Annotated in this window: 11 protein-coding genes; 1 reads left to right on the top strand and 10 read right to left on the bottom strand. The window is 45.7% G+C overall.

The features are described from left to right. Window position 1: 1 nt before the first annotated feature. From dnaI to V1L65_RS19425, 3 genes are all read right to left on the bottom strand, one after another. Window positions 2–964, bottom strand: a complete 963-nt coding sequence (gene dnaI / locus V1L65_RS19415; protein WP_331700890.1) for a primosomal protein DnaI — start codon at window positions 962–964, stop codon at window positions 2–4. Between the two features lie 20 nt (window positions 965–984). Then, the gene (locus V1L65_RS19420; RefSeq protein ID WP_331700891.1) at window positions 985–2,496 is read right to left on the bottom strand and encodes a DnaD domain protein; all 1,512 of its coding nucleotides are present in this window, start codon (window positions 2,494–2,496) and stop codon (window positions 985–987) included. Between the two features lie 489 nt (window positions 2,497–2,985). After that, window positions 2,986–3,288 carry a YuiB family protein gene (locus V1L65_RS19425; RefSeq protein WP_331700892.1) on the bottom strand — a complete coding sequence of 101 codons (303 nt, stop codon included), beginning with the start codon at window positions 3,286–3,288 and terminating at the stop codon, window positions 2,986–2,988. Window positions 3,289–3,613: 325 nt separating this feature from the next. On the opposite strand from V1L65_RS19425, the gene hemQ reads away from it, so the two are divergent. Next, the gene (hemQ, locus tag V1L65_RS19430; RefSeq protein WP_331700893.1) at window positions 3,614–4,360 is read left to right on the top strand and encodes a hydrogen peroxide-dependent heme synthase; all 747 of its coding nucleotides are present in this window, start codon (window positions 3,614–3,616) and stop codon (window positions 4,358–4,360) included. A 113-nt stretch (window positions 4,361–4,473) separates the two neighbouring features. On the opposite strand, the gene V1L65_RS19435 is transcribed toward hemQ, so the two are convergent. From V1L65_RS19435 to V1L65_RS19465, 7 genes are all read right to left on the bottom strand, one after another. Next, on the bottom strand, window positions 4,474–5,475 hold the full coding sequence (locus V1L65_RS19435; RefSeq protein WP_331700894.1) for an ABC transporter substrate-binding protein: 1,002 nt from the start codon (window positions 5,473–5,475) through the stop codon (window positions 4,474–4,476). A 45-nt stretch (window positions 5,476–5,520) separates the two neighbouring features. Continuing rightward, the gene (locus V1L65_RS19440) at window positions 5,521–6,582 is read right to left on the bottom strand and encodes an ABC transporter ATP-binding protein (RefSeq protein ID WP_331700895.1); all 1,062 of its coding nucleotides are present in this window, start codon (window positions 6,580–6,582) and stop codon (window positions 5,521–5,523) included. After that, window positions 6,575–8,239 (bottom strand): ABC transporter permease, encoded by a 1,665-nt coding sequence (locus V1L65_RS19445; protein ID WP_331700896.1) that lies wholly within the window; start codon window positions 8,237–8,239, stop codon window positions 6,575–6,577. The genes V1L65_RS19440 and V1L65_RS19445 overlap by 8 nt, the downstream gene beginning before the upstream one ends. A gap of 40 nt (window positions 8,240–8,279) precedes the next feature. Then, entirely contained in the window at window positions 8,280–9,377 is a 1,098-nt protein-coding gene (locus V1L65_RS19450) for an ABC transporter substrate-binding protein (protein ID WP_331700897.1), read from the bottom strand. Between the two features lie 188 nt (window positions 9,378–9,565). Continuing rightward, window positions 9,566–10,843 carry a PTS ascorbate transporter subunit IIC gene (locus tag V1L65_RS19455; protein WP_331700898.1) on the bottom strand — a complete coding sequence of 426 codons (1,278 nt, stop codon included), beginning with the start codon at window positions 10,841–10,843 and terminating at the stop codon, window positions 9,566–9,568. Between the two features lie 4 nt (window positions 10,844–10,847). Beyond that, window positions 10,848–11,147, bottom strand: a complete 300-nt coding sequence (locus V1L65_RS19460) for a PTS sugar transporter subunit IIB (protein ID WP_331700899.1) — start codon at window positions 11,145–11,147, stop codon at window positions 10,848–10,850. Beyond that, complete coding sequence (locus V1L65_RS19465) at window positions 11,144–13,225, bottom strand: BglG family transcription antiterminator (protein WP_331700900.1); 2,082 nt, start codon at window positions 13,223–13,225, stop codon at window positions 11,144–11,146. The genes V1L65_RS19460 and V1L65_RS19465 overlap by 4 nt, the downstream gene beginning before the upstream one ends. Between the last annotated feature and the right edge of the window lie 44 nt (window positions 13,226–13,269).

The raw sequence follows: 13,269 nt of genomic DNA on the forward strand, positions 1-13,269 counted from the left end.
GTTATGCTTTGGACATGCCTCGTTTATTTTCGCCTGCAACCCTTACAACCTCAACATATGGCGCAATGCGATTCATAATCCGCTGACCCTTATGCAGCTCATCGCCATCTTTATTCGTAAAGCTGAAGTGCTTCTCCAGCGCTTCCAAGTCATAATTCGAAGTATAAAACGTCGGCTTACGTTCCATTCGGTAGTTTAAAATAGCACCCAGCACATGATCGCGCACCCATGGATTCAAATTTTCCGCGCCAATATCGTCAAATATGAGCAGGTCAGTCTCCTTCATCATCTCTACGGTTTCCTTCAGCTTGCCCGCATCATGCATGAGCGACTTCAAATCCTCAACGAAATCAGGCATATAAACGATAACACCAGAATATCCCGCTTCCGCAAGCTCGTGCAGCATATAACACATCAAATATGTTTTGCCCGTGCCAAATTGCCCTGAAAGATATAGGCCGCTCTGCTGCAAGCCCCGCTCCTTGGTCTTATGAATGTAACGCATAATTTGTCCGACGGAGTTGATGCGCTCGCCGTCTTTGGCCAAAATCTCCTCTGAAGAATACTGCCGGTTAAGAGCTTTCTCATCAATGTAAAAGCTGCGTATGCGGCTTCTAATCTGCTCTTCCTTTTGGCGGGCAATAAACTTCTTGCAGGCTACCTTGCGATCATATATTTGTACAAGCTCATTGACGTTATCTACGTGCAGCATCGTATAATGCCCTTCATAATCGTTCGGGCAAAGATCGAGCCCGGGACAATTCGAGCAGTTATGATATTCGGTTGTATGCTGATAAATCCGGTTTAAATTCAATTTGATAACTCGCTCATCCACTTCAGGATGCTTGAGCCGGAGCTTCTCGACAAGCGGATCGCCGAGCAGCTCTTTCAGCTTGCTATCCGCCTGCTCAGTTATCGAACGGCCTGCAGGCCAGTCCTTCAGCAAATCGCCCAGTGATTCCATCCTTCTCACGCTCCTTTAATTTAACTTTTGCCATCCAGCTTGCGCGCCAGCCTGCGAAGCTCCTCCAATTCATCCTCCGACACCTTCTGTACAGCCTGTGAATCTGAAACGATCGGAATAATCGGCTTACGGGAAGCGCCGCTCCGGCTGCCGCGGGCGCCGCCTGCTCTGGCACTGTTTGTCTGCGGCACACTATCCTTCTTCAGCTCCTTGGCAAGCTCAAGCCTTGCCTGTTCTCTCACGTAGACGACTGCCTTCTCGAACGTATCGATACGTTTCATCAGCATATTGGAAGCAACCGCATCTATAAATGTTTTCGTAATTCTGTTGTTATCATTAGAGCCTATAACATAGTGAATAAGTATATTAATAACCGGTTCTGGCAATTTGTAATTCAAATCAATTTGGCCAAGCTGCTGGTCAAGCCAGTTCGGCACAGCACCGGGAAAAAAACGTTTAATGAAATGCGTGTACGGTTCATTTCGCATCAGCATATTGTACTGCTGAATATCGCAATAGGTGGCCAGCTGCTGCGGCACCTGCAAAAAGTATTGCTCGTCCACCTCATATTCTTCCTCGGATGGTTCGGCTTGCGCGGACTCTCCTGCAAATATTTGCGTATGAGCAAGCAGCCTTTCCTTCTGCTCATCACGCTTCTTATCCTGCCTGTACATTTGCGCCGCGCGCTGCTGCAGCTCATCGATTTGCAGCTTGCCCAGCTCATTGAATACGCCGTCTTCATCCAGCAGCCTGCAAATATCTGCCACGCTCAAATGATATTTGTAAGCAACATAGTTCAGTTCCTCAAGCTGGTCTGGCTGCAGGCGCAGCCGCTCAACGCTGCTGCGGTTGCCGGAGTTGCGAGGAAAGCGCAGTATCAGCTCGCCAAATGTAATGATCGCTTCAGCGGATTGCAGCTTAGCTGATGCTCTTGCAGGCGCAACTTCCATTAAAGCCTGTTCAAGCTCGCTGTCAAAGGATTGCACGTTCAATTTAAACAAATCATAGAAAGGAACAGATATATTTTCTTTCTCCAGCTGCGCGTGGGCCAGCTCATCCGGCTCGCTGCTGGCTAGTGACTCTCTTAGCTCTATAACAGCGTACTTGCCGACTTTATCGCGAAGCAGCATTGCCAAATGAACCGTGCTGAAAAACTCAGCAGGCGATAATGGCCGCGCCAGTTCAAATTCGTAAACGACCTCCGTGCTGTCAGCTATAGCCAGTCTTGACGTTTGCAATAGTCCAACTGCTTCAAGCTTCGACATTTGATCCATTAAATACTTGCGGCTCTGCTCATTCATCTCAAGCCCGCTGCCCAGCAGCAGCTTTCTAAGCGGCTCAAGCTTCGAATAGCCTGTTCGGCCATCGTTAATATAATGATACAGCTGCTGATACATCGCAATGGCAAATGCACCCACCATTGGCTGATAAATTTGCACAAGCATTTTGCTATCGATGCTGCTTAAGGAAAAATCTCGAAATATGTAAAAACGATGATGCTCGGTAAAATATAATAAATTATGAATTCGCATATATACAGCTACTCCATCCTCAACTTACTTTCTATTATTTTAGCATAAATCTGAATGAATATCGCATTCGAAAATTAGTAGAATCGATTGGCAAACTCTTCATGAGAGAATAATAAAGAGGCATGAATCCGGAATTGCGGCTGCGGCTGACAAGCTGCCTATAGACTGTTGCGGTCATAAATGACCGTTAAAGCATTATTTTCTGTTTTTGGGATTGTATACGGTCAAAAAAGTCCCTTACCGTATAATTTCGCCCTTATATTGCTGTTTTGGCCGTGTAACGGTCACAAGTGACCATTACTATTTTTTCATGCCATTTTTCGTCGGCTAAGGGACATTTATGTCCGGATTGATTAATGGCGGGCAACTGAAATATGTATTTTTCTATGGTAAAGCCTTCGGATCCCGAGAAACTTATAATATCTAATTTATCAAAAAAACAGCCTCCGATTAAATCAGAGGCTGCTTATTAGCAAATTGGTAAGTATATTAAAACATTTTGTAGCCGCCCCTGCGCAGCGCTCGAATCGCCCATCCGCTTACATAAGCGCCAATTAACGCGCCAGTAATAGGGATGTAGTAAACAAGGGTGTATGTTCCGAAGTTTTCAAGGGTTGGCTTGGCTGAATCATCCCATGGCGACCAAATCGCCAATACAATAAGGACGACAACAAACAGTCCAATTGGAAACCAGGTTGTTTTGAGCAGCATATTAAGAATAAAGCCTATGCCGAACATCATCACAAAGAAGAGTACGGTGGCGATAATAATCTGGACGACTTCAACGATCATGCAAACTTCCCCTTTCGATATCTAGTATATAAGTTTAATGAATCGGATGTATGAAGTCAATTGGCTTGATGCAAATGTCACAGTACCGCCATTTGCTCATGCAGCAGGCACTTTGATACAATGAATAGGATACAACTGGAGACTGTCAATTCACTGTGACAACCTTTGGCAAGCAATAAGGAGGATAACGGAGAGCAAGATTGGGACTGGAGAAGCGGCAGCGGTCGGAAGCCCAAGCTTAATCGTAGTGCCCCTTTTCTTTGCTTGCTGTTTATCCACAATGAATTGATAATCTCAACTGTAGCATGAAAGGAGCTTAAATCAGATGAGTGAAGCAGCTTTGACATTGGAAGGCTGGTATGCGCTTCATGACTTTCGCAGCATCGATTGGACAGCATGGCGTCTGGCTGACGAAAGCGAGCGTGCCAAAGCACTGGATGAGTTGAATACATTTCTAAAAGATTGGGCGAATAATGAGGAGCAAAAGCTTGGCAGCACAGCGGTATATTCCATTGTAGGCCAAAAAGCCGACTTCGTATTCATGCATCTGCGCGAAACGCTGGAAGAGCTGAATGAAATTGAAACGGCCTTCAATAAAACTACTTTTGCAAGCTTTACATATCCTGTTTATTCTTATGTAAGCATCGTTGAGCTAAGCAATTATATGGCGAAGCCAGGCTCTGATCCGATGGAAAATCCGGATGTCGTAGCGAGACTTAAGCCAACCCTGCCAAAAGCTAAGCATATTTGCTTCTACCCGATGAACAAGCGCCGCGAAGGCAATGACAACTGGTATATGCTCAGCATGGATGATCGCCGCGGTTTGATGCGCAGCCACGGGCTGATTGGCCGCTCTTATGCGGGTAAAGTAAAGCAGATCATTACCGGTTCTGTCGGATTTGACAACTGGGAATGGGGTGTCACTTTATTTGCGGACGATGCGCTGCAATTCAAAAAGCTGATCTACGAAATGAGATTCGATGAAGTCAGCGCCCGCTATGCGGAATTCGGAGATTTCTACGTAGGCAATTTGCTCGACAGTGACAAATTTGCCAAACTGCTCAGCATTTAACAGAGATGGCTGCAGCAAAATCTAAAGGCTATTCTAACAGGTTTTCAAAACCTGGCAGAATAGCCTTTTGCTTGTAGAAAAGAAGGCGAAGTATTCCATACGGGACGCTACCATTAATTGTATGTGAGCTGCTTCCATTTCGAAATAAGACGTTCCCGATTTTTCCCAGCCCAATTCACATCATAGGGTATGACATTAAGCGACTCCAATCGAAAAGCCTCCTGCGGAGATTGCGCATCGCGATGCGTAAGCAGCTGATAATTGCCCACTTGCTTCCCCAACTCCTGCGCTTGCTTCGTAAGCGCCCAATCCACGAACTTTTTGGCCTCCTCCTGGTTCGGTCCGTTCTTTATAATAGCAACTGCCCCAATTTCATAGCCCGTTCCTTCCTTCGGAAAGGAAATGACGATATTATGAAAGCCTTCCTTATAAAACTTGATCGCATCATGAGAGAACGCTAAAGCGGTGCCTACGATGCCGTTGCCGGCCGCCCTGCCGGACAGGCTTCCTGAGCTTGTATAGGATATATTTTGATCATCGAGCTTTTTCAAATAATCAAAGCCTTTGTCCTCTCCATACAGCTGAATGATCGTTGCCATGGTCGTATAGCCTGTGCCCGAGGTTGATGGCGAGCCCATGGCAAGCATTCCCCGATATTCCGGCTCCAGCAGATCATCCCAGGATTGCGGCGCTTGGCGTCCCGTTTGCTGCAGCCAAGATTTATTTGATATAAAAGCAATTGATCCTACATAAATACCGGTCCAATACCCTTCAGAATCTTTATATTGCTCATCAATCATTTGTGCATTTAGCGATTGATAGGGCTCCAACAGCCCTTCAGCCTTTGCCTGCACAAAAGTATCTCCTGTTCCGCCAAACCATACGCTTGCCGCCGGATTATCTTTCTCAGCTCGTATGCGATCCAAAACCTCTCCAGCCGACAATCTGACATAAGAAACTTTAATGCCTGTTTGCTTCTCGAACGTTTCAATCGCTTTAATGGCGTGATCCTCATACAACCCGGCATATATGACGAGCGTGCCCTTTTCCTTCATCCCGCAGGAGGTTAATACCATAAGAAAAAGAGCAAGCAATATTAACCTGACCGTTCTCATCGCTTGCTCCTCCGATCTATCCTTCTATTCAGCTATTCGCCATAATTAAATAACATGCAGGGATTGCTCAGCAAACGAAAGCGATACAAACGCCCCTTCCGGGAATACGTTCTCGGCAATCGGATTATGCTCTGTAATGTGCATAATCTCACCATCGTATTCTATCTCATACTCTTGAGTCTGACCCATAAAAACACTTTTTACTACATGGCCGACATGTGTATTGCCTTTCGTTAGCGTTACAGCCTCTGGGCGAATAACGACAGTCACTTCGCTGTTAACTGCATGACCGGTGCGATTGATGCGCAGCTCACCTGATTTGGTAGCTACAATCATATGATCGTGTGCGGCTGACTTGACTGTGCCTTTTACAAAATTGGCTGTACCGATAAAGTCTGCAACAAATCTGGTTGTGGGACGCTGATATATTTCCATTGGACTTCCAACCTGCTCGATTTTCCCTTTATTCATAACGATAATCAAATCACTCATGCTCATAGCCTCGCTCTGATCATGGGTAACATAAATTGCTGTAATGCCTAGACGCTGCTGCAAGCGGCGGATTTCATCGCGCATTACAATGCGCAGCTTGGCGTCCAAATTGGATAAAGGCTCATCAAACAACAAAACTCCTGGCTCCATCACAAGCGCTCTTGCCAGTGCAACCCTTTGCTGCTGACCGCCAGACAGCTGTGAAGGCATGCGATTTTTATAGTCTCGTAAATTCATTATATCCAAAATGCTTTCCACTTTCGACAAAATCATATCCTTCGACATTTTTTTGACGCGCAGGCCGTATGCAATGTTATCAAATATATTCATATGCGGAAACAAGGCGTAGGACTGGAACACCATCGTACAGTCTCTCTTATTCGGTGGTATTAGATTTACTTTATCTTCCCCGAAATAAATATCGCCTTTTGAAATTTCCTCAAAGCCGGCTACCATTCTTAGTGTCGTTGTTTTGCCACAGCCTGAAGGCCCTAGCAGCGTTATGAACTTGCCAGCAGGAATATCCAGGCTTACATCATCAACCGCATAGTTAACTTTACCTTCATCGTTCTCGTATGCTTTATAAATATTTTTCAAGCTAACTGACTTAGCCATATGATTTCCCCCTGTTCGAACCGCTCAACCATTTCACTAAAGAATTCAAAATAAAGAGAGCGATGACCATAATAATAATAAGTATGGTGCAGTATGCGCTTGCAGCGCCGATACGGCCTGCCTCGACCTGAGACAGAATGGATGCTGTAATAAGGTTATATTTTGCGGAAATAAGGAAAATAACGGCGCTCATCGCTGTCATGCTTTTAACAAAGCTGTTGACCAAACCGCTGAAAAACGCTGATTTGATAAGCGGCAGCACGATGCTAGTAAATACCTTTGTCTGCCCGGCGCCAAGATTCGTCGCAGCCTCTTCAATGCTTGGATCAATTTGCTGCAGTGCTGCCACACCTGACCGTATGCCTACAGGAAGCGCTCTTACTATAAAGGCGGCAACGATAATAATTCCAGTGCCTGTCAAAGCAAGCGGCGCCTTGTTAAAGGCTAGAATATACCCGATACCAATAACGGTTCCCGGCACTGCAATGGACAGCATGCTTACGGCCTCCAAAGCTTTTTTACCGACAAAGCGCTTTCGAACGATAAGATAAGCCATAATCATGCCAAGCAAGCCCGCAATTGGCGTTGCAATAACTGCCAGCTTCAACGTATCTTTAATAGCTTTTTGCCCTAAGGAAAATACGTATTTGTAGTGATCAAGTGTAAAGCTGTTATTAATTCCCCATAGCTTGATAAATGAACCGATCGGAACCAGCGCATAAAAAGCTATAACGATAACAGTAATGGCTAGACAAATGATGAACAAAATCGTTTTAATCGGCCCGCTATCGATCATTCTTCGAATACCGGTAGGTTTGCCGGTAACGGTGACATAGCTCTTTTTGCCGACCCAGAAATTTTGCAAAATGTATACGATAATTGTAATGGTAAGCAACAGCATAGCAAGCGCAGCTCCGGCCTGCATGTTGTAGCTGCCTACAGCCTGCAAATAAATTTCACGAGCAACCGTGGAATAGTTGCCCCCAATCGTCATCGGATTGCCGAAATCGGCAAGCGATTGAACGAACACTAGCAGGAAGGCATTGGCAATGCCTGGAACAGAAAGCGGAAGCGTCACCGACACGAACGTTTTCCACTTGCCTGCCCCCATATTTTGACTCGCTTCTTCAAGCGACGGGCTTATCGATCTTAATAGTCCTGACAAGGTTAAAAACGCAATTGGGAAAAATGATAAGGTCTGTACGAGCACGAGGCCGTGCAGCCCATAAATATTGGCATTTTCCAAGCCTAGCAAATGCTTCGTAATAAGACCTTGCTTGCCGAGCAAAAGCATGGCGGACAACGCAATTACGAATGGCGGAGATATTACTGGCAATATAGCAATTCCATTAAATAACCGTTTGAATGGCACATTTACATAAGCAAAGGTGTAAGCAAACATATAAGCAATAGCTGTTGACAATGTGGATGTGATGAAGGCAAGTACCAATGAGTTGGTTAGGGAGCGGAAGAGCCCTCCCCCTGATAGAACTCTCCCGTAACCTTCCATCCCGAATTGCCCATTGCTTGCCGTAAAGCTTGATTTCAATATTTGATACAGGGGAAACAAGATGAAAACAACTAAGCAGGCCATGACCAACACGATAAGAATCGGCAGGAGCGGCTCGCGCTTGAATCTCTTGAACATCGCGCTCATTCAAGCTCTCTCCTCTCAGGATGAATATATTTAATAAAGCTTATTTACTAACGTCAGAATTCCATTTATCGATAATATGCTGGCGCTGCGACCCCGCTTCTTCAATGTTGTAATCAATTAAATTCAGCTTGCTCATATCAACTGCTTGCTCAGGACCTACTGCATCAACGTTAGTAATGTTTTGGAAGCTACCGACTGTTTTGCCTATTTCCTGACCTTTTGGAGATAGAGCCCAATCTACAAACGCTTTAGCAGCATCGATATTTTTCGCATTGTTGATAATCGCGATAGAGCCTGTTTCATAACCGGTTCCATCCTCAGGGAAAGACATAACCAGGCTGTCGAAGCCTTCTTCTTGATATTTGATAATATCGTGTGCGAACAATACGCCTACGCCTGCTTCGCCCATACCGACCATACGGCCCGGTGCCGCTCCGCTTGTCGTATACTGCTGAACTTGCGGATGAAGCTTTTTCAAATAGTCAAAGCCTTTTTCTTCGTCGCCAAACACTTTAAGTATGCTGTAAATTGCGGTGTACGCCGTACCGGAGGATGCAGGAGAAGCCATAACGATTTCGCCTTTCAGCTTCGGATCAAGCAGATCCTCCCATTTCGTAGGAGCCTCCAGCCCTTTTTTCTTCAAAAACTCTTTGTTGGAAGCAAAGCCGACCGCACCTACATATACGCCTGTCCAATAGCCGTTCGGATCTTTATATTTTGCATCAATCTTTTCGGCAACTGGAGAAACATACGGCTGAAGCAAATTTTCTTTCGTAGCTTGCACGAATGTATCGGCCGGGCCGCCATACCAAACGCTTGCTTGCGGGTTATCTTTCTCAGCACGTACCTTTGCCAAAATTTCACCGGCTGACATACGAATCATTTCTGCATCGATACCCGTATCCTTCTTGAATTGCTCGATCGCTTTTACCGCATGATCCTCTTGGAATCCAATGTATACGGTCAATTTGCCTTGTGGTTTTGCTGGTGGTTCAGATTGCTGCGCTGTAGGAGATGGATCGGTTTTGCCTGTTGATCCGGTGCCTGCATTTGTTGTTCCTCCATTAGAGCTGCAGCCTGCAAATACGGTTGCAGCCAGCACTACAGCTGCCATTTTGCCTAACAAAGATTTATTCATCTGTACGACCTCCTTATTTGTGGGACAAGTCCAATTATATTGGATGCGCTTACAAACTTTAAAGATTAACGTTCTGCCGTTTGCTGCGGCAGAAAATTATATTAAAAAAAGCTGCCTCGTAAGAGGCAGCCTTGACACTTTCTGAAAGAGAGTCAGCGCATCCGCAATTGTTTGCGTGAAATAACCGTTTAAAAATGTTGAAGCCAATCCAGCACGGCATTAACGATAATTCCAACTGCAGAATAATCGATATCGGCAAACGTAGTGCGAAGATACCCTATGTTAGACAACAGCGGAACTAAGAAGACTGGCAGCAGCGTTAATACGAAACCATGTATGATCGATGCCACTACTAATCCTTTTCTGCCGCCGATTTTGTATGCGATCACTCCTGCTGCGCCGCCAGAGAAAAAGTTAGGGATTACCCCGGGAATAATAACGGTATATTGAAGCTGCATCATCATCGCCATAGCCAGTAACCCCCCGATAAAGCTGAGCAGAAAACCGGTTACTGCCGCTAGCGGCGCATAGCTGAACAGAACAGGACAATCCAGCGCCGGGATAGCTCCCGGGACGATCCGATCCGCTATACCTTTGAAAGCGGGTACAATTTCGGCCAGCATCATGCGGACTCCTGCCAATACGATATAACAGCCGGCTGCGAACCAGGTTGCCTGAATAAGCGATACGATAATGAAATGCTGTCCGGCGAACATATTTTCAATGCTGCCCTTAGGCACGAACAGGCTGGCAATCATAAACAGCACAAAGGTAAATATAAAGATAACGACCATATGGTCTTGAAACAAAACGATAAGCTTGTTCTTCTTCACTTCTTTTTGCTGCCGTTCGCCCGGTTTGAATAGAGATGCGATAAGCCCGCTGAGCAAATAGCCCAAACTGTTGAAGTGACCGAGGCCAAAGCTGTTATTGCCAATTACTTTGCGCGCATACGGCTGTGCAATAAGCGGCGCGCTGGACATGCAGACAGCGAGCACAGTCCCTCCGATAAGCATCGTTTGCAGCGTGCTGAAATTGCTGGACATTAAAAGAGCTGCAAGGAGTGCGGACATAAACAGCATGTGGTGCCCGGCCATAAAAATATATTTGGCAGGAGTAAATCTGGCGATTGCGAGATGCACAATCATCCCGATCAGCATAATGAGAGCCATTTCCTCGCCAAAATTAATTTGAGTCATCGCCGTTGTCGTTTCACTATGCGGAATAATGCCGATAATTTGAAATCCGTTTTGAATAACGGCTGACATATTAGAAAGTGAAGCGCCCGTTTCATTGGCGCCAATTTGCACAAGCTTTACGCCCAGCATCGTCTTAATCGTGCCGCTCAGCAGCTTTTGCAGAGGCTGCTTCTGCAGCAACAAGCCAATCAAGGCTATTAGTCCGAGCATTAAGGCCGGCTCGCCTATTAATCCTTTGTTCAGCCACTGAACTGCATTTGCTGTCATGCGATTACCTCATTTCAAGCATCCATTGTTGAAAGGTTGGGCTCTTCATTAGCGACTCATATAAATATTGGCGATCCATAATATCCTCAAGCGCTATTACCTCCATATCTCCACTTTCCTCCAAATAATCAACGATGTACGAGGAGCAGACTACAAGCTTTGCCTGAAAGGTCCGCAATGAAGTTACATCGGTATGCTCAACAGCAATAGAGCAGCCCAATTCACGTAAAATAGCTTCCAGATTAATTCGAATCATTAAGCTTGTACCAAGTCCGCTATTGCAGGCGACTAATATTTTATTCATAGGCCCTCCTTTTCCCGAAGCAGCTGCCAAATCTGCAAACGATCAGCCGAGGTTTTCAAGCGCGCTACAAAGTCATTGTCATTCAGCGCGTTCAGCAGCGTGCTGAGCGGTCCAATATGCCCTTCCTTATCCACTGCAGCGAGTGTGATCATCAGCCATACCGGATGCTTGGACGGCCCGAATAGAACGGGCTCTTGAAACGTAACCAAGCTGAACATCGTCTGCGTAACATCCTCAGGCATATAGGCATGCGGAAAATAAATTCCGTTCGAAATGAGAAAGGAATGATTGCCAGATTGAATCATTTCGATCAGCTTTTCCTCATACCTTTCGTTTGAGGATCCTTGGGCAATAAGAAAACCATTGCCAAAACGGATAGCATCCTCCCATTGTAGCGGTTCCTGCAGCAAGCTGATCGATGAAGCAGGCAGCAAATCCGTCAGCGACAATTCTTTGGATGGCGGCACGCTTGCACCTTGCAGCATTTGCAACAGCTCTTCAAGCAAGCGGCTGCGATGCTCGACAATTGCATTTCGTTCAATAATTTTCATAATGTCATTGACCGTCTGGATCGTTTCAGCTGCTGTATCCTCTTTGGAAGCAATTTGAAAAAACTGCGAAATTTTTTGCTGATCCTGCTCTGTAAGAAGCGGAGATACCTTCAGCCAAGGAATTGGCAGCGAATGGCCGATATTAATGGTAGTAAGCACGGCGTCAGCATCCTTGCCGGTAAGCAATGCCGATTCTTTGTAGGAGCAAATTTTAACGACATCAAGCTGCGGGAATATAAAAGCTAACCGTCTTTTTATAATGGCAGACGTCCCTATGCCAGATGCGCAAACGATAGCAACACGCTTGCTTGTATTCAACACATGAGGAACGATGCCGCTGGCAATATGAAGCATAATATAACCGATCTCATCGCGGTCAAAAGTGATATTCAGCTCGGCTATCGCTTCATTTACCAGCTTTTCGAGCAGCTTGAGCAAGGAGCCGTATTGCTCCTCCAGCTGCTCCATCAACGGATTTCTAAGCTGCAAATTAAATTTAGCCCGGTAAATAGCAGGCTTTAGATGGATCGCCAAGCCTTTGATCGCTTGCTCGGACATTTGCAGGCGATAGCCCAGCGCCGCTTCTGTTCGGCTGACAATATCTTTTGCCAACGGTATATATGCTGTATCCTTCGATTCGATATGCTGCTTCTGCGCTCCCAGTACATGCTGTGTAATATAACCAATTTCTGATACCGGAAGTGTAACCTGAAAATGCCCGTTAATTTGCGGAACAATGTCGCTGCTGATTATTCGAAACACTTCTGTCTTTTCCAGTTCCTTGAGCAGCTTGCTGTCCATCGTAATCGTATGCTCCTGCTTAAGCCGCTGTGTTGCCATAAGCAAATGCAAAGTTATTGTCGTATAGCCCGCATCGGCAAATTGCATATTAAGCAGCTTTTCGATTTGCTGCAGCAAATCAAAAATAATCTGCACATCCTCGGCTTTGAACCATTTGTTTAAAAAAGAAAGCTTATTGCCGGCTTCATCGTTTTGATCAAACATATATTTTAATAGCCTGTCCTCAGTTATCTCGGCTCGAAGAAGCTCAAGATAGGCACTGCGCTTCGCGCCTTCCTTGCCATCAACCGACAGCATCCCCTTTGACTTCACGAGCTTTAGCTTGCGGCTGTCCAGCCACAGCTTGATTTCATGCAAATCAACGAGCAGCGTGCTATGGCTAATAACAAAGTCCTCCATCACCTGCTCCATGGATAGTGTGCTCTGCTGCAGCAGCAGCTTGAGCAGCACATTCATTCGCTGCTTGGAATCCATGATAACCTGCCTATAATTCAGCTGCTGTTCAATTTTTCGCAGCTGCTCTAAATCATGACGCAGTTTAACTCCGTTTGATCGGTGGCGTTCAAGCACGACGTCATGCTCTCTTAGCCAATCCTCCAGCTGCAGCAAATCATGGCGCAATGTGCGGTCGGATATTTCATACTGCTCTGTTAATTGCTTTAAAGGAATATAATCAAGCGCTTCCATAAGCTGATTCAGTATTCGCTGCTGTCTGCTTGTTATCATAGGTTCCACCTTCTAGCGATATTGCATCTATCATGACACAAAAG

This window comes from Paenibacillus sp. IITD108, assembly GCF_036541265.1.
GTDB lineage: Bacteria > Bacillota > Bacilli > Paenibacillales > Paenibacillaceae > Pristimantibacillus.